Below are 17,744 nucleotides of genomic sequence, written 5' to 3'. Positions count from 1 at the left end.
TGCCTCTCCCTTCTCCGCCTCACAGGACGGGCTTAAAGGTTGGGTGATGGTTCGAGTCTAGCGATTCGCCTCGTCCGTCGTTGGTATACCGGCGACCACAGGCGTCTCGTCGCGCCCCGCCTAAGCTGAGCCGCATGGCCCGCATCACGTTCCTCCGCCACGCGATACCGGAGGTCGAGTCAGGGGTCATGCCTGCGGAGTGGCGGCTGAGCGCGGCGGGCGTCGCGGCGGCGGGCGCGCTGCACATCGCCTCCGCACCGTCGACGCGTGCCCTGTCCAGCCCGGAGCTGAAGGCACGTCAGACCACCGCGCTGGCGATGGGCTCGCCGCTCGAGACGATGATGACCGACATCCGCTTCCGCGAGGTCGACCGCGAGGAGCGCGTGCACGACGGATTCCGTGAAGCGCGACGGGCGTGGGTCGCGGGTCGCCTGGATCGGCGGCACCGGAGCTGGGAGACGCCGGAAGCGGCTGCGCGCCGCTTCCATGACGGGCTGCTCGCGCACGTGGCGGAGCACCTCGTCATCGGAACGCACGGGATGGTGCTGACGGCCTGGATGGTGGATCAGGGGCTGATCGCCCCGGGCGACGAAGCCGTCGCGTTCTGGGAGGCGCTGCGCCTTCCGGACGTGGTCGAGCTCGCCCTCCCGCTCCTGCGGGTGCGCGCCGTGCTCACGGACGCCGAGGGTCGGCACGTCCTGATCAAGCGGACGCGACCGGGAGCGGAGCCGTACTGGACGGCACCGGGAGGCGGGGTCGCCCTGACGGACGCCTCACGGGATGACGCGCTGCGGCGCGAACTGCGCGAGGAGCTCGGCGCTGAGGCGGACATCGGTCCTGTGCTCTTCGAGCGGCCGATCGACGGCATCCGCTCCGAGATCTACCACCGCGTGCGACTGGTCAGCATGGATCCGTCCCTGCGCTGCGGGCCGGAGTTCGACGATCCGGCCCGCGGGAGCTACGACATCGAGCACGTCGGCGCCGACGAGCTCCCGCTCCTCGACCTCCGGCCGACCGAGCTCAAGGAGCGACTGCTCAGCCGGCGCGCAGCGCCTCGTCGGTGAGGGGGCACTGCGAGACCCGGATCGGGTGACCGGTGGTGGTCAGGCACTTGCCCGTCTTCAGGTCCCACTTCCAGTCGTGCATGCTGCAGGTGAGCACGCCGTCCTCGTCGATCTTGCCGGTGCGGGTCAGATCCGCCCGCAGGTGCGGGCAGCGGCGCTGCACGACCCAGTCGCCGATCTCGGCGTCCTCGGTCTGGTCGGTCTGCTCCTGGTACCAGTTCTCCACGTACTCGATGCGGTCCACTGACAGGCACTTGAGGAACGTGGTGAGGAACTCGTTGAACTTGCCGCTGCGGCCCACCGAGAACTGCATAGAGAGGAAGATCGAGTTCGACCAGTCGATCTCGTGATCGACGATGTTCGTCGAGACCAGGTCGGCGGGGAGCGTGTACCAGTAGATGCACTCCTCCCCCGCGTACTCGCGCACCTTGGCCTTGGGGAAGTCGACGACCATGTCCAGCTCGCCGATCCTGAACCGCACGTTGCCGCCGACGCCCAGGCGGATGGTGCGGGACTTCTTGATGAGCGGCTCCCACCACTCCTTGATCGCAGCGAGCATTTCGGCGGGCGGGATGATCTCAGCCCGTCGCGCCTCCTCGTCGCGGAGCTCCTGCTGCCGCGAGGCGCGCTGCTCCTCGAGGTACTGCCACTTCTCGTCGAAGATGTGGCTGATCTCGGCATCCGAGTAGAGGCTCTGCGAGACGTTCAGCTCGCCGCCGTTCAGATCCACGACCGTGCCGGGGATGAAGAGCTGTCCGTCGTACTGCGGCGCCTGCTCCTTCAGATGAGCGAGGAACTCCTTCTGATCCGTGAAGATCGAATCGTCGTCCTGACCGGTTCCGTTGTAGCGGAAGATGTCGTCGCGCAGGAACATCGGCGGGCCCGCCATCGGGAAGACGTGCGGGGCGTCGACCTTCTCGATGTAGTACATGGCGCGCTTGTTCTGCGCCTCGCGCTTCAGGCGCGCGAAGTTCTGCTTGGCGTCCTGGGGCAGGTCGTAGACCATCGGCCACCAGATGGCACCGGAGACCTGCGTGAAGTACGCCTCGGGCTTGCCGAACGACAGCAGCGCCTCCAGATCGAGGGGGTGCGAGTCGTTCTGGTTGAGGATGGATGCCGTGCCGTCGTCGACGCTCAGGGAGGAATCGCCGATCGGCCCGTCGCTGGGGGCGCGCAGCGGCGTGATCATGATCCTGGTGCCGCCCCGCTCGAAGATCTCGCCGGCGGGAGCGTAGAAGATGTTCTCGTACCCGAGCGCCCGGATGTCGTTCTCGAGATCATCGGTGACGTACTCGGGCAGCAGAACCTCGATGTCCTTGCGGATGTACTTCTCCAGCAGGCGCGGGTCGAAGTGGTCGCGGTGCCGGTGCGAGATGTACAGGAAGTCGGCCTCACGGCCGTATCGCTCCCAGTCGAGACCGCGATTGTCCGGGAACGGGAACCACGAGCCGAAGAAGGACGGTCCGAGCACAGGGTCGCAGATGATGTTTCCGCCGACAGTCTCGATGAACATCCCGGCGTGGCCGAGTCCCGTGATCCGCATGTCTCTCCTCGTGCTTGGGCAGCCTCGATTCTACCGGCGGGCTCCTGTGCCGCAGCGGTGACCGGCCGGGAGAAAGCGCGCCGGGCGCGCCGTCAGTCCAGTCCGGTCAACGGCACGCCCAGCCAATCCGCCAGCTCGCCCAGCTCGAGGCGCACGAGTTCGCGCTCGTCCGAACCCCACTCGTCGAACTCGTGGATCGCGTTCACGCGGAGCACCTCCCGCTCGCGGTCGTGCTCGGCATCCAGCATCCCGATGAAGCGGTCGCCGAACAGGATCGGATGCGCGAAGTAGCCGTACACGCGCTGTGGCTTGGGTTTGAACTGCTCCAGCACATAGGTGAAGCCGAACAGCTCGATGAGCCTCCTCCGGTCGAACAGCAGGCGGTCATAGGGGTTGAGGAAGGCGACCCGGCCGCCGGGATCGGGCTCGTCGAGCGCCCGCAGTGCGTCGGGATCCACCCGGAACCGCATCCTGGTCCCCTCGACGCGAGCCGGCTCGCCGGTGTCCTTGCCGACGCCGCTCCACCAGTGGTGCGGGCGCGCGAGGCCCTCCGCCTGCAGGCACCGGCGCTGCAGCTCCGCCGTCGCCTCCATCGGCTCGAGCTCCGGCAGGTCCTGCGGGAAGGCGCGCTCGGCGACATCCCAGATGCGGTTGCGTCCGACTCGGCCGACGATGCCCACTTCGCCGTGACGGGAGAGCAGGTCGAGCATGATCGGCACCTGGTTCGCGCCGTACCACCCGTCCGGCGCCTTCGACACCTGTGCGGTGTCGGGGATCTCGGATGCCGTCATCGGTCCCTCCGCGCGGAGGCGGGCGAGCACCTCACGCCGGAAGCCGTCGTTCACCGCGAGCCATTCGACGGCACTCTCCCGCACCGCCGGATCGCGCATGCCTGCCCGGATGGCGGGCAGCAGGGACACCGGCCGGAAGGCGCCGTCGAACTCGAACAGCAGCCGGTCCTGCTCGACCGCCTTCTTCAGCTGACCGGGCTCGTACGACCAGCCGATCCGCGACCAGAGCACCGTGTGCTCGCAGGGCGCGATCACCGCTGTGGGGTCGATCTTGATCTGCCCGATCTGCTCGGCGACCTCGACCACGTCGCCGGGGCGGTCGGCGTCGAGCAGCGTCGCGCGCACCACGATGCGCCGCGCCTGCTCGAGAGTCAGCTCATGCGAAGTCATCGCTCAGAGCCTAGGCCGCCGGTCAGGTCTCCAGAAGACCCCGGATGTCATCGGCCGTGAGCGCCTTCGAGAACAGCTCGTCGTCGTCCATCACCGCGGTGAACAGGCGCGCCTTGCGCTGCTGCAGCGCAAGGACCTTCTCCTCGATCGTGCCCGAGGCGATCAGCCGGTAGACGAACACCCGGCGCGTCTGACCGATGCGGTGCGTGCGGTCGATGGCCTGCGCCTCGGCCGCGGGATTCCACCAGGGGTCGAGGAGGAACACGTAGTCGGCCTCGGTGAGCGTGAGTCCGAATCCGCCCGCCTTGAGGCTGATGAGGAACACCGGCTGCTCGCCGTCCTTGAAGCCGTCGATGACCTCGGTGCGGTTGCGCGTGGAGCCGTCCAGGTGCACATACGCGATGCCTGCGGCGGTGAGGCGCTCCGCAGCGAGGTCGAGGAAGCTCGTGAACTGGCTGAACACCAGCGCCCTGTGCCCCTCCGCCTGCAGCTCCTGGACGTGCTCGAGCAGCACGTCCAGCTTGCTGGAGGGGATTCCGGCATCCGCCTCATCGATCAGGCCCGGTGCCAGGGCCAGCATCCGCAGCATGGTCAGCGAGCGGAAGACGATGAAGCGGTTGCGGTCGAGGTCCGCGAGCAGGCCGAGCAGCTTCTGCCGTTCGCGCTGCAGCACGGCGTCGTAACGGGCGCGGTGCGCGGGCGAGAGCTCGACGAACACCTCCTGCACCTGCTTCTCGGGCAGCTCCGCGGCAACGAGCTCCTTGGTGCGGCGCAGCATGAGCGGGCGGATGCGTCGTCGCAGACGCTCCAGCCGGCGCTGCCGGTAGTCGCCGCCCTCCTCGTTGTCGGGGACCTTGCCCTTCTCGATGGGCTGCACGTACTCCTCGCGGAACCGCCGTGCCGACGGGAACAGCCCGGGGGCGGTGAGCGAGAACAGCGCCCAGAGATCAGTGAGGCTGTTCTCCAGCGGGGTTCCGGTCACGGCGATCTTGACCCGGGCGCGCAGCGCCGCGATGGCCTTGTGCGCCTTCGTCGCGGGATTCTTCGCGAACTGCGCCTCGTCCAGGATGACGCCTGCCCATTCGACATCCGCGTACTCGCTGTCATCCAGACGCAGCAGCGTGTACGAGGTGACGACGACGTCGGCCTGCTCCACGGCGTCGGCGATGCGCTCGTCCCGGCGCGACGCGGTGCCCTCGATGATCCGCATCCGCAGGCCCGGCACGAACCGGGCCGCCTCGCTGCGCCAGGTTCCGAGAACGGAGGTCGGGGCGATCACCAGGAACGGGCGCGTCTCCCCCGCCTCTCGCGCGTGCGCGATCAGCGCGAGCAGCTGCAGCGTCTTGCCGAGGCCCATGTCATCGGCGAGCACACCGCCGAGGCTGTGCCCCCAGAGGAACGCCAGCCAGTCGAACCCCTGCTTCTGGTACGGACGGAGCTGCGCGTTCAGCCCCTCGGGCACGGGTGCGGGCGGCACGTTCTGCACGTCGCGAAGCCCCTCGGCCAGCGCGCGCCATGACACCGCCGACTCGGACTGGTCAGCGAGGTCCTCGAAGTCCGCCCACAGGGCGGTCTGGTGCCGGCTGATGCGCGGACCGGTCTCCCACTCGGCGAGATCGGCCGCCTCGTCGATGAGCTCGCGGAGCGTCTGCAGGGCGGGATGCGCGAGGGAGAACCAGCTGCCGTCGACGAGCATCAGCTTGGTGCGCCGCATGCTCAGCGCGGTGAACAGGGGCGTGAACGGGATCGAGACGCCGTCGATCTTCACGATGATCCCCAGATCGAACCAGTCCGGATCGGTCGACTCGACGGTGGAGACCGTGATCTCGGGGGCACCGGTGAGCTCGCGGTACTTCTTGCGCTTGCCGGTGATGACGACGCGCACGTCGCTGTCCTCGAAGGCGGGCAGGACGGTGGACGCCCATTCGGCGGCGGGCACGCCGATCACCGCCGCCCGTGGTTCGAACGGGGTGTCGGTCGCGGATGCCCAGATGCGCTCCAGCTCGCGGAGCTCGCGCTGCTCGGCGTCGGCGTCGCGGAAGGCGTGGTCAGCGGGCACCGGCTCGCCCGAGACGACCGGCACGGTGCCGTGGCCCGCGTACTCCCACTCGAAGCGGTGCTCGAGCCGGTCGGCCGAGCCGAAGTTGACGCGGAGCACGGGCGCGGGCCGCACCGGTGCGGGGAGGGACAGGCCGCTCGCGGCCGTGATCGTCGACTGTCGTGCGATGCTGGGGTAGGCCTCGTCGAGGAACAGGTCGCGATCCTCGGCGGACACCTCGATGGGCTCCTCCGCCGTGATGGCGGCGCGCACGGGGGCGCTCAGGTGCACGGGCGCGAGCGTCACCTCGATGTCGGCGCCCACGACCTCCCAGCGGTAGAGGCCTGTGGTCCCGATCGGGCGGACGGATGCTGCGGGCACAGGCTGCTCGTCGATGCGGATGTCCGCGTCGACCACCAGGCCTCCGTCCTCGTCGGTGTCGATGCGGATGCCCGCCGTTGCGTGGTCGGTGAGGCGGACGGCGGTGTGCGTCTGCGCCGCGACCATGGGGATGCCGAGGCTCGGCAGCGAACGGAGGTGCTGCCAGAGCAGCGGCGACTCGACCCGGTCCAGCGGTATCCAGTCGGAGGCCGTGCCGGAGAGCAGCGAGTCCCGCGCGATGGCGAGGAAGTCGGTGAACCAGCGTGACTGCGCGGCATCGAAGCGGATGCCGGGGCGCCGGATGCCGTCCCAGGTGACGTCGCCCTGGATCCACTTGCCGGTGGAGTCGCTGCGCATGAGCGGACGCACGGACAGCTGCACCTCGCCGTGCTCGCGGGTCAGCTCGCGCGGCGTGGCGGTGCGGGCGGGGGCGGAACTCCAGCGGTCCCGCGCCCTCGACGGACGCACGCGCAACTCGACGCCCAGGGCGAGCGCCGTGATCTGCCGAGCCGGAGCGGCCTCGGGCACCAGCCGCCGCCAGGCGGCGCGCTGGGCGTCCAGTCGGCGTTCGACCGCGATCCGCTCGCGGGCCTCCTTCTCGGGCGCGACGAGCATCGCCGCGACCACGTGCTTGCAGCCGCGCTGCAGCGGACAGGAGCACGCGGTGCCGGCGATCTCCCCGCCGTTGAAGCGGATACGGCATCGGTACGGCGCGGGCGCGCTGCCGTACACATCGGCCGTGAGCGTCTCTGTCGCAGCATCCCACGACGTGCGCTCGACGTGGCCACGGCGGGCGTAGTCCAGGCCGCGCTGATAGCCGCCGTCACCGGCGAGCCGGCGCAGCTGCTGTGCACTGGGCCGGGGAATGCTCATCTCAGCATCCTTCCCGACAGCACCGACACTCCACCCGGTTCAGCGGGGATCCTGCGCAACTCAGCGTGCGCGGTCGATGCGGGCGAGCACGCCGTGCACGAACGCGCCGGAGTCCTCGGTGGAGAGCTCCTTGGCCAGCTCCACCGCCTCGTCGATCGCGACGGCGGTGGGGACCTCGTCGTTGAAGAGGATCTCCCAGGTGCCGATCCGGAGCAGGGCGCGGTCGACCGCGGGCATTCGCTCGAGCTTCCAGTCACGGCTGTGCGTGGTGATCTGCTCGTCGATCTCGTCGCCGTGGTCGATGATCCCGTCGACGATGTCGCGGGCGTACAGCCACGACGCCTGGCGGGAGGGCTCGCTCGCGGCGCGCGCGGCGGCCGCGGCGAGGGACACCGACACCTCTTCTCCGCGCACGTCGGCGGAGAAGAGGATGTCGAGGGCGCGCTTGCGCGCCTTGGTGCGTGCGCTCAACTCAGTCGTTGACCCGGCCGAGGTAGCCACCCGTGCGGGTGTCGACCTTGACCTTGGTGCCCTGCTCGAGGAACAGCGGAACCTGGATCTCGTAGCCGGTCTCGAGCGTGGCGGGCTTGGTGCCGGCCGACGAGCGGTCGCCCTGCAGGCCCGGCTCGGTGTAGGTGACCTCGAGCACGACGGATGCCGGGAGCTCGATGTACAGCGGGTTGCCGTTGTTCAGCGCGATCTGCACCTGCTGGTTCTCGAGCATGAAGTGCGCCGCGTCGCCGACGGTCGCGGCGCCGACGGTGAGCTGGTCGTAGTCCTCGACGTCCATGAAGACGAAGCTGTCGCCATCGGTGTAGAGGTACTGGAAGTCGCGACGGTCGACGTTCTCGATGTCGATCTTGGCGCCCGCGTTGTAGGTGCGGTCGACGACCTTGCCGGAGACGACGTTCTTCAGCTTGGTGCGCACGAACGCACCGCCCTTGCCGGGCTTGACGTGCTGGAACTCGATGACGCTCCACAGCTGTCCGTCGATCGAGAGGACGACGCCGTTCTTGATGTCTGCAGTGGATGCCATGCTGGTGCGAGTCCGTTCGTTTCGAAGGTTCAATGGCCGAGCGCGGATGCGCGCAGGAAGTGGCCAAGGATTCATCTTATCGGATGCCGGGGAACCGGCTGTCCGGAGCTCAACTCAGGTCTGGCTGTTCAAGGCGAGGATCTGTGCCTTCTCGCCAGCCGTCAGGTCCGAGATCGAGAGCACATCCTGGAGGACGGCGGATTTTCCGGCGATGTAGGTGTCGATGTCCATCTCCGCGTCACCGGCCAGCGCGAGCTTCACAGCTTCGTATCTCTGCCGGAGCTTCACGTCGCTCCTCAGGACGTCACGCACCGCCAGGTGATTCCTCAGGTGCAGAGTCCCCTCCACGCAGACATAGACGTGACGAGAGGGACCCTGGTCGGGCGCCTTGAACGCTTCCCTGTCGGCCAGCCCGAGGTCGCCGACATGCTCGTACCCTGCAGTTTCAAGCGCCTTGATCGCCTGGGCCACGTGCGGCCGCCGGACGACGACGTCGATGTCGATGATCGGCTTCGCAGCGAGCCCGGGCACTGCGGTGGAACCGACATGCTCGATCGATCCGACCGGCACTCCGTCTAGGGCCTGGGCAAGTTCTGCTGCGACGAGGGCGAATTGCGCAGGCCACTGGTCGGAGTATGGGATCACCTGGATGCTCACCACACGATCCTCATGCAGCGCTGCCGCGGAATCAATCTCGGGGCGCGGACGCCGCGTCCCCGAGCATCCCGCTGCCCCGCTCCCCCGAACCACCGACTACTCGCCGAGCTGCGCGACCAGCTCCCGCACGGCCTCGGCATAGCCGTCGATGCCCTTGCCGACCACCCGCACCGTCGCGACGTCCTCGAGGTACGAGAAGTGCCGGAACGACTCCCGCGCGTACACGTCCGAGATGTGCACCTCGGCGAACGGCATGCCGACGCCGGTCAGCGCGTCACGCAGCGACACCGACGTGTGGGTCAGGCCGCCGGGGTTGATGACGATGCCCGCGCAGTCCCCGCGCACGGCGTGGATCGCGTCGATCAGCACGCCCTCGTGGTTGCTCTGCACCGCGCGCACCTCGTAGCCGAGGCCGTCGGCGACCTCCGCGACCAGCTGCTCGACATCGGCGAGCGTCGCGGTGCCGTACACCTCCGGTTCGCGCGTGCCGAGCAGGTTCAGGTTCGGGCCGTTGACGAGCAGCAGGCGCCGGGTGCTCACGCTCCGACCTCCTGGTAGGCGGCGAACATCAGCGACTCGTCCGGCGCCTGCAGCACCGTCGGCTTGGCGATGTCATCCAGCACGATGAAGCGCAGCATCCCGCCGCGCGCCTTCTTGTCGCGCTGCATGGTCGCCAGCAGCGTGTTCCACGCTCCGGCCCGGTAGGTGGTCGGAAGGCCCAGCGATTCGAGCACGTTCCGATGCCGGTCGACGGCGGCATCGGGCAGGCGTCCGGCCAGGCGCGACAGCTCCGCCGCGTACATCATGCCGATCGAGATCGCGGCGCCGTGCCGCCACTGGTAGCGCTCGGTGTGCTCGATCGCGTGCCCGAGCGTGTGCCCGTAGTTGAGGATCTCCCTCAGCCCCGCCTCGCGGAAGTCGTCGGAGACGACCTTCGCCTTCATCTCGATCGCGAGTTCGATCGTGCGGCGGAACTCGTCCGTGGAGGTGTCGACGGCGCGCGCCGGGTCGGCTTCGATGATGTCCAGGATCTCCGGCGCCCAGATGAAGCCGGCCTTCACGACCTCCGCGTAGCCGGCGGTCGCCTCGTTCGAGCTCAGGCTGCCCAGCTCGTCGAGGTCGCCGATCACGGCCCGCGGCGCCCAGAACGCCCCGACCATGTTCTTGCCCTCGTTGGTGTTCACTCCGGTCTTGCCGCCCACCGCCGCATCCACCAGGCCGAGCACCGTGGTCGGCACCTGCACCACCTGCACGCCGCGCAGCCAGGTCGCCGCCACGAATCCGGCGAGATCGGTGACCGCGCCACCGCCGTACCCGATCACGGCGTCCGAGCGGGTGAAGTCCGCCTGGCCCATGACCTGCCAGCAGAACGCCGCGACCTCGATGCGCTTGCCCGCCTCGGCGTCCGGGATCTCGGCGAGCAGCACCTGCACCCCGCCGTCCGCCACCAGGCGGTCGCGCAGCTCCGCCGCGCGGTTCGCCAGCGTCGGCGGGTGCACCACGAGCACCTTCTTGACCGCCGGGTCCAGGGCCGTCCTGACCCGGTCGAGGATGTCGCGCCCCACGGTGATGTCGTAGGCGGCCTGTCCGGTCACGCTGATGGTCTTGACGGTCATTCCTGTTCCTTCCTCCAGGCGGCGATCCTCTCCGCCAGCATCCGCATCGGCGTGCGGGAGGTGTCGACGGTCAGATCCGCGACCTCCTCGTACCAGCCACGGCGCTCGTCGAAGATCCTCCGCCATCGTTCCAGCGGGTCGTCATCGCCGGCGAGCAGCGGTCGTCCGGTTCCGCCGATCCGCCGGGACACCGCCTCCGGCGACACCGTGAGGAAGACGACCGGATGCCGCGCCAGCAGCGCCCTCGTCGCGGCATCCGTCACGGCGCCGCCTCCGAGCGAGACGACACCGCCGTCCGCCACAGCTGCGGCGACCGCCGCACGCTCCAGTTCGCGGAAGTACGGCTCGCCGTGCTCCGCGAAGATCTGCGGGATCGCCCCGTGCACGGCCGCGATCCTCTTGTCGGTGTCGCTGAAGGGCACCTCGAGCAGCCTCGCGACCTTGCGACCGACGCTCGTCTTGCCCGCGGCCATCGGGCCGACGAGCACCAGCGTCAGCGGCGGATCAGCCCGCTCAGGAGAGCTCATCATGGGCGAGCAGCGCCGCCTCCGATGCGGGAGCGGTGCGCAGGGCCTCCGGGATGCCGGCGAGGTAGCCCTCCAGGTTGCGACGCGTCTCGCGGATGCTGTCGCCCCCGAACTTCTCCAGCACCGAATTGGCGAGCTCGATGGCGACCATGGCCTCGGCCACGACGCCCGCTGCGGGCACGGCGCACACGTCGGAGCGCTGGTGGTGCGCCGTGGCCTCCTCGCCGGTCGCGACGTCGATCGTGCGCAGCGCGTGGGGCACCGTGGCGATGGGCTTCATGCCCGCGCGGACGCGCAGCACCGTACCCGTGGTCATGCCGCCCTCCGTCCCACCGGCGCGGTCGGAGCCGCGGGTGATGCCGCCGTCCGTCTCGAACAGCTCGTCGTGGGCGGCGGAGCCGCGACGGCGCGTGGTCTCGAAGCCGTCGCCGACCTCCACGCCCTTGATGGCCTGGATGCTCATCAGCGCCTGCGCGAGACGTCCGTCGAGACGACGGTCCCAGTGCACGTGCGAGCCGACCCCCGGGGGCAGACCGTAGGCCAGCACCTCGACGATGCCACCGAGGGTGTCGCCGTCCTTGCGAGCGGCGTCCACCTCGGCCACCATCAGCGCGGAGGTGGCGGCGTCGAAGCAGCGCAGCGGATCGGCGTCGAGCGCGTCCACGTCGTCGGGCGTCGGCAGCGCTGAGCCGTCCGGCACCTGCACCGGCCCGATCGAGAGCGTGTGACTGACCAGGCGGATGCCGAGCTCTGACAGGAACGCACGCGCGATCGCGCCCAGCGCGACCCGGGCGGCCGTCTCACGGGCGCTCGCGCGCTCGAGGATGGGCCGGGCCTCGTCGAAGTCGTACTTCTGCATGCCGACGAGGTCGGCGTGGCCGGGACGGGGACGCGTCAGCGCCGCACCACGACCGCGGGACTTCTCGGTCAGCTCGGTCGGCGCCGGGTTCATCACCTCGGTCCACTTCGGCCATTCGGTGTTGCCGATCCGCAGGGCGATCGGGCTGCCCAGTGAGAGGCCGTGGCGCACGCCACCGGAGATCGACAGCTCGTCCTGCTCGAACTTCATGCGCGATCCGCGCCCGTAGCCGAGCTTGCGGCGCTGAAGGTCGGCCTGGATGGCCTCGGCCGTGATCGTCACACCGGAGGGCAGACCCTCCATGACGGCGATGAGTTCGGGGCCGTGGGATTCGCCGGCCGTGAGCACGCGGAGCATGCCTCTAGTCTTCCACGACCGCCGACCGCATGACTGCCACGATGACGTCCTCGTCCGGGAGCGCGGCATCCTGCTCCCCCGTCAGGAAGATCCGGATCTGCCGCACCGCCTGGTAGAGCAGCATCTCGAAGCCCGAGATCACCCTCTCCCCCGACCAGCCCGCGGCGAGTGCCGAGGGCCACGGTGCGTACGCCGCCTCGAAGAGCACTCCGCCGGAGCCCGACAGCGGCGCGGCGAGGGCGGCATCCAGCACGGTGCCGCTGGGCAGGGTCGCCACGGTCGCGTCGACGGGGCCGGCGGCCGCGTCGAAGGGCACCGCGTCGACCGCGACGTCCAGCGCGTCACCGATCCGGATCAACCGGGCTGCCGCCTCGGGACGGCGTGCGCGCACCTCCACGCGCTGCGCGCCGAGGTCGTGTGCGGCGACGAGAGCGGATGCCGCGGTCGCCCCCGCACCGAGGATCCGCGCCGACCGGATGCCGGAGACGCCGGCGGTGCGGAACGCGTCGACGATGCCGCCGACGTCGGTGTTGAAGCCGCGCAGCCGCTCTCCCAGCAGGAGCGTGTTGACCGCTCCGGTCAGGCGGGCGTGTCCGTCCAGCTCGGTCGCCGTGTCGTGCGCGATCTCCTTGAGCGGCATGGTGAGCGAGAGTCCGCGCCACGAGTCGTCGAGGGCGTTCAGCGCGGCGGGGAAACCCGCCACGTCGACGCGCTGCCGACCGTACTGCCAGTCCAGTCCGAGCCGGGCGTAGGCGGCACCGTGCAGGGCGGGCGACCGGCTGTGCCCGATCGGGTCGCCCCAGACGGCGAGACGCGAGCGCGTCCTCACCTCAGCAGCCCGTGCCGGGGTTCGCCTTGCACCATGCTTGCATCTGCTTGATGGCCTGCTGGTGCTCGGCGTAGGTGTTCGAGAAGACCGTCTCGCCCGTGCTCATGTTCACCGTCACGAAGTAGAGCCAGGTGCCGTCGGCGGGATGCATGGCGGCGTCGATCGCGCGAGCACCGGGGTTGGCGATCGGTGTCGCCGGCAGTCCCTTGATGACGTACGTGTTCCACTCGTTCTCGGCGTGCTGCGCCTCCTTCGAGGTGCTCGCCTTGCCCGCGTGCAGCTGACCGTAGCCGTACTGCGCAGTCGAGTCCATCTGCAGCATCATGCCCGTGTCGAGCCGGTTCTGGATCACCCGGGAGACCTTCGGGAAGTCGGGCGTGCGGCCCTCGCGCTCCACGATCGAGGCGATGGTCAGCACGCGCTGCACGTCGGAATCGGGGACACCGGCCTTCTTCAGCTGCGCACGCGTCTCGTCGACCATCCGCTGGATGAGTTCCTTCGCCGTGACACCGGGATCGAACGTGTAGGTCGCCGGGAAGAGCCAGCCGTCCAGCCTCGGCGCCTGCACGCCGTAGACGCTGGGGTCCTGCACAGCCGCCTGAAGGTCCTCGAGCTTCAGGCCGACGCCCTGGACGATGCGCGGCAGCGACGACTCGACGGTGCTGCCCTCGGCGATGCGCACGGTGTTTGCCATGCGGTTCTTCGGGTCGTCCAGAGCCTTCAAAGCGGCAGCCGCGGTCATCTTCTTCTGCAGCTTGTACACGCCGGGGTAGAACGTGACCGTCGGCCGCTCCGCCAGCAGGTACTCGTAGAAGACGCGATCGGTCTTGGTGACACCGGCCTTGTAGAGCGTCGTCGACACGGGCGAACCGGTGTCGCCCTTCAGGATGGTGACCTGCACCTCACCGGATGCCTCGCCGGGGGCGTAGTCCTTGGGCTCGCCCCAGCCCATCAGGTCGTTGATCTTGTCCTGGTAGGTGTTGTAGACCCACGCGCCGCCGGCGGCGATGCCGCCGAGCACGATCAGCACGACGATCAGGGCGATCAGGCACCCGCGTCCGCGCTTCTTCTTCGGGACGGAGCGGTGCTGCTCGGGTGCGAACAGGGCGTCGAGCGAACCGCCGAGCTCGGGCTCGTCGTGCGAAGGGTCGTCGTGGTCGGGCTCCGGATCCGTCGCAGCGGGGTCAGGCTCCGCGGATGCCATGGGTGCCGCCGTGCGCGGAGCGGACGTGGCCGGCTCCTCCGAGGCAGCGGATGCCGATGCCGGCCGCGGCGTCATGAGGTCCTCGAATCGCGTCTCTGCTGCGGCCTGAGGCTGAGGCTGAGGCTGAGGCGCAACCGTGGGCAGGATCGCCGTCGGTGCGTCGGGGGTCTCCGCGGGCTGCGCGTCCGTGGCCGGGGGCTGCTGCTGATCTGCGGGACGCCGCGCTGCGGCATCCTGCTGGAGCGCCCGGCGGGCCTCCGCATCCTGCTGGGCACGACGCTCGGCGGCCTCCGCCGCCTCCTTGGCTGCACGCATCGCCCGGCGGGAGCCCGGTGCCGGCTCGTCGCGGTTCTCGCGCGAGGGCAGCGAGGACGAGGACGCCGTGGGGAGGTTGTCGAAGAGGTCTCCCAGCCCTGGGCCCTGCGGGGATGCGTCGGGGTCATGCATCGTCAGCGGACTCCTCATCGAGGTCGATCACCGCACCGGCGGGGTGTCCGGTGCTCTTCTCCGTGTCCACAGCGTGCTGCAGAAGCACGACCGCAGCCACCTGGTCGACAATGTTACGAGAGTTCTTCTGGGATCTTCCCGAGGATCTCAGCGCGGCGTGCGCCGTCACCGTGCTCAGCCGTTCGTCCACCATGCGAACCGGCACGCCCGTTCGCCGGCCGAGCTGGGCCGCGAACTCCCTGGCATCCGTCGTGGACGGCGTCTCCTCACCGCGCATGTTCACCGGAAGCCCGACGACGAACTCCAGCGGCTCCCACTCGCGCGCGAGCTCGGAGATGCGCTCGATCGACGTGTCCGAACGCGGGACGGTCTCCACGGGCACGGCCAGCATCCCGTCAGGATCGCATCGGGACACACCGACCCGGGCCTTCCCGACGTCGATGCCGAGCCGCACACCGCGACGGAATCCGCTCACGCTGCGGCGAGCTCCGCGACGACGGCCGCCAGCGCGGCATCCAGAGCGGATGCATCGGTGCCACCGCCCTGAGCGACGTCGTCCTTCCCGCCGCCACCGCCCCCGAGGACGCCGGCCGCGACGCGCACCAGCGCACCCGCCTTCGCCCCCGCGGCACGCGCGGCGTCGTTCGTGGCCACGACGACGATCGGCCGACCGTTCGCGACGCCGCCGAAGGCGACGACCGCGGCATCCGTGCCGAGCCTCTCCCGCACGCTCAGAGTGAGAGTGCGCACGTCGTCGGCCGAGCCGATCTCGCCGAGCGAGGTCGACGCGACGCGGAAGGAACCGACCTGCTGTGCGGCCTCGGCAAGAGCGGGAACGCGTCCCTCGCGCTCCTTGGCCTCGAACTGCGCGATGCGCTTCTCTGCGGCCTTCAGGTTCGCCTGCAGCTCTTCGATGCGGGTGGAGAGCTGGTCACGGGGCGCCTTCAGCGCAGCGGACAGCTGCGAGACGACGGTGCGCTCCGCGGCGAGCTCCCGGAAGGCGTCCTGACCCACCAGGGCCTCGATGCGTCGGTTCGACGCACCCACGGAGGATTCGCCGACCACGCTGACCAGGCCGATCTCGGAGCTCGAGGACACGTGCGTGCCCGCGCAGAGCTCGCGCGACCACGGACCGCCGATGTCGACCATCCGCACGACGTCGCCGTACTTCTCGCCGAACAGCGCCATGGCCCCGGCTTCCTTGGCCTCGTCCAGCGACACGATGCGGGTGGTGACCTCGAGCGCGTCCTGGACGGCGCGGTTCGTGATGTCCTCGATCTCGGAACGCGTCTCGGCCGAGAGCGGCTGCGACCAAGCGAAGTCGAAGCGCATGTAGCCGGCGCGGTTCAGCGAGCCGGCCTGCGTCGCCGTCTTGCCGAGCGTGTCACGCAGGGCGGCGTGCACGAGGTGGGTCGCCGAATGCGCCTGGCGCGCGGCGCGTCGGTTCGGGGCGTCGACGAGGGTGGTGGCCCGGTCGTCGACCGCGACACTGCCCGAGGCGACGTGCACGGTGTGGCTGATCAGACCGGGGACGGGCTTCTGCACGTCCAGGACGTCCAGCTCGAAGCCGGTGCCGACGATCGTCCCCTTGTCGGCGACCTGACCGCCGGACTCGGCGTAGAGGGTCGTCTCGGCGAGGATGACCTCGGCGACCTGACCCTCGGACGCCGCCCGCACGGGCGCGCCGTCGACGATGATCCCGAGGATGCGCGAGTCGGTCTGCAGATCGGTGTAGCCGGCGAACACGGTCTCGCCCGCGGCACGGAAGTCGCGGTAGACCGAGACGTCGGCCAGCTGACGCTTGCGGTTGCGGGCATCCGCCTTGGCGCGCTCGCGCTGCTCCTTCATGAGCGAGTCGAACGCGGAGCGGTCGACGTCGAGCCCTGCCTCCTCCGCGACCTCCAGCGTGAGGTCGATCGGGAAGCCGTAGGTGTCGTGCAGCAGGAACGCCTCGGACCCGCTGAGCGTCGAGCCGCCGGACTTCTTCGTGTCCTCCAGGGCGAGATCCAGGATGGTCGAACCCTGCGCCAGCGTGCGGCGGAACGTGTCCTCCTCGGCGAAGGCCGCCGAGGACAGCGTCGCCCACTCGGTCTCGAGCACCGGGTAAGCCGACTTCATGGCATCCCGCGACGTGGCGAAGAGCTCGGGGAAGACCGGCTCGTCCACGCCCAGCAGGCGCATGGCGCGCACCGTGCGGCGCATCAGGCGGCGCAGGATGTAGCCGCGTCCCTCGTTGGACGGGCGCACGCCGTCGGAGAGCAGCATCAGCGAGGAGCGCACGTGGTCGGCGATGACGCGGAAGCGCACGTCGTCCTCGTGGACGCTGCCGTACTTCTTCCCGGAGAGCTCCACGGCGCGGTCGAGCACCGGGCGCACCTGGTCGGTCTCGTACATGTTCTCGACGCCCTGCTTGAGGAAGGCGACGCGCTCGAGGCCCATGCCGGTGTCGATGTTCTTCATCGGGAGCTCGCCCACGATGTCGAACTCCGTCTTGCCGCGGATGTTCTCGATGAAGTCCTGCATGAACACGAGGTTCCAGATCTCCAGGAACCGCGTGTCATCGGCTGCGGGTCCGCCGTCCTTGCCGTACGACGGGCCGCGGTCGAAGAAGATCTCCGAGTCCGGGCCGCCGGGGCCGGGCTGTCCGGTGTTCCAGTAGTTGTCGGCCCGTCCCAGGCGCTGGATGCGCTCGGGCTTCAGGCCGATCTCGTCGCGCCAGATCGCCTCGGCCTCATCGTCGGTCTCGTAGACCGTGACCCAGAGGTCCTTCTCGTCGAAGCCGAGGCCGCCGTCCGCCTCGGAGGAGGTCAGCAGCTCCCACGCGTAGCGGATCGCGCCTTCCTTGAAGTAGTCGCCGAACGACCAGTTGCCGAGCATCTGGAAGAACGTGCCGTGCCGGGCCGTGCGGCCGACCTCTTCGATGTCGTTGGTGCGGATGCACTTCTGCAGGTCGGCGATGCGAGGATGCGGCGCGGGGACGACGCCCGTGAGATACGGGATCATCGGGACCATGCCGGCGACCGTGAACAGCAACGACGGGTCGTCGCTGACCAGGGACGCCGAGGGGACGATGAGGTGGTCGTTCTTCTCGAAGTAGTCGAGGTAGCGCTGCGCGATCTCCGCAGTTCTCAT

General features: G+C 69.6%; 15 protein-coding genes. 1 reads left to right on the top strand and 14 read right to left on the bottom strand.

What is annotated here, in order from left to right:
• The first annotated feature begins 134 nt into the window (after window positions 1-134).
• Window positions 135-1,064, top strand: coding sequence for an NUDIX domain-containing protein (locus ACTJJ4_RS02285; RefSeq protein WP_440941835.1), 930 nt, complete (start codon window positions 135-137; stop codon window positions 1,062-1,064).
• Here ACTJJ4_RS02285 and ACTJJ4_RS02280 read toward each other — a convergent pair.
• From ACTJJ4_RS02280 to alaS, 14 genes are all read right to left on the bottom strand, one after another.
• Window positions 1,036-2,607, bottom strand: a complete 1,572-nt coding sequence (locus tag ACTJJ4_RS02280; protein ID WP_440941834.1) for a Rieske 2Fe-2S domain-containing protein — start codon at window positions 2,605-2,607, stop codon at window positions 1,036-1,038. The genes ACTJJ4_RS02285 and ACTJJ4_RS02280 overlap by 29 nt on opposite strands.
• 92 nt (window positions 2,608-2,699) lie before the next feature.
• Window positions 2,700-3,788, bottom strand: coding sequence for a DNA glycosylase AlkZ-like family protein (locus tag ACTJJ4_RS02275; RefSeq protein WP_440941833.1), 1,089 nt, complete (start codon window positions 3,786-3,788; stop codon window positions 2,700-2,702).
• Between the two features lie 22 nt (window positions 3,789-3,810).
• A complete protein-coding gene (locus tag ACTJJ4_RS02270; RefSeq protein ID WP_440941832.1) occupies window positions 3,811-7,080 on the bottom strand; it encodes a DEAD/DEAH box helicase in 3,270 nt (1,089 codons plus the stop codon).
• Between the two features lie 60 nt (window positions 7,081-7,140).
• Complete coding sequence (nusB, locus tag ACTJJ4_RS02265) at window positions 7,141-7,551, bottom strand: transcription antitermination factor NusB (protein ID WP_440941831.1); 411 nt, start codon at window positions 7,549-7,551, stop codon at window positions 7,141-7,143.
• A 1-nt stretch (window position 7,552) separates the two neighbouring features.
• Window positions 7,553-8,116: an elongation factor P gene (gene efp, locus ACTJJ4_RS02260; protein ID WP_285632140.1), complete on the bottom strand. Its 564-nt coding sequence runs from the start codon at window positions 8,114-8,116 to the stop codon at window positions 7,553-7,555.
• A 114-nt stretch (window positions 8,117-8,230) separates the two neighbouring features.
• Window positions 8,231-8,773 (bottom strand): GrpB family protein, encoded by a 543-nt coding sequence (locus ACTJJ4_RS02255; protein WP_440941830.1) that lies wholly within the window; start codon window positions 8,771-8,773, stop codon window positions 8,231-8,233.
• A 96-nt stretch (window positions 8,774-8,869) separates the two neighbouring features.
• Complete coding sequence (locus ACTJJ4_RS02250; protein WP_440941829.1) at window positions 8,870-9,313, bottom strand: type II 3-dehydroquinate dehydratase; 444 nt, start codon at window positions 9,311-9,313, stop codon at window positions 8,870-8,872.
• The gene (aroB, locus tag ACTJJ4_RS02245) at window positions 9,310-10,389 is read right to left on the bottom strand and encodes a 3-dehydroquinate synthase (protein WP_440941828.1); all 1,080 of its coding nucleotides are present in this window, start codon (window positions 10,387-10,389) and stop codon (window positions 9,310-9,312) included. Before aroB ends, ACTJJ4_RS02250 begins: the two co-directional genes overlap by 4 nt.
• Window positions 10,386-10,916 carry a shikimate kinase gene (locus ACTJJ4_RS02240; protein ID WP_440942805.1) on the bottom strand — a complete coding sequence of 177 codons (531 nt, stop codon included), beginning with the start codon at window positions 10,914-10,916 and terminating at the stop codon, window positions 10,386-10,388. Before ACTJJ4_RS02240 ends, aroB begins: the two co-directional genes overlap by 4 nt.
• The gene (gene aroC / locus ACTJJ4_RS02235; protein ID WP_285632127.1) at window positions 10,903-12,132 is read right to left on the bottom strand and encodes a chorismate synthase; all 1,230 of its coding nucleotides are present in this window, start codon (window positions 12,130-12,132) and stop codon (window positions 10,903-10,905) included. Before aroC ends, ACTJJ4_RS02240 begins: the two co-directional genes overlap by 14 nt.
• A 4-nt stretch (window positions 12,133-12,136) precedes the next feature.
• Window positions 12,137-12,961, bottom strand: coding sequence for a shikimate dehydrogenase family protein (locus ACTJJ4_RS02230; protein ID WP_440941827.1), 825 nt, complete (start codon window positions 12,959-12,961; stop codon window positions 12,137-12,139).
• Between the two features lies 1 nt (window position 12,962).
• Window positions 12,963-14,612: an endolytic transglycosylase MltG gene (gene mltG / locus ACTJJ4_RS02225; protein ID WP_440941826.1), complete on the bottom strand. Its 1,650-nt coding sequence runs from the start codon at window positions 14,610-14,612 to the stop codon at window positions 12,963-12,965.
• Complete coding sequence (ruvX, locus tag ACTJJ4_RS02220) at window positions 14,605-15,087, bottom strand: Holliday junction resolvase RuvX (protein WP_440941825.1); 483 nt, start codon at window positions 15,085-15,087, stop codon at window positions 14,605-14,607. Before ruvX ends, mltG begins: the two co-directional genes overlap by 8 nt.
• Window positions 15,084-17,744 (bottom strand): alanine--tRNA ligase, encoded by a 2,661-nt coding sequence (gene alaS, locus ACTJJ4_RS02215; RefSeq protein WP_440941824.1) that lies wholly within the window; start codon window positions 17,742-17,744, stop codon window positions 15,084-15,086. The genes ruvX and alaS overlap by 4 nt, the downstream gene beginning before the upstream one ends.

The organism is Microbacterium sp. 22195, assembly GCF_052056515.1.
Classification (GTDB): Bacteria; Actinomycetota; Actinomycetes; order Actinomycetales; family Microbacteriaceae; genus Microbacterium.
This window is presented reverse-complemented; position numbering and strand designations above follow the sequence as displayed.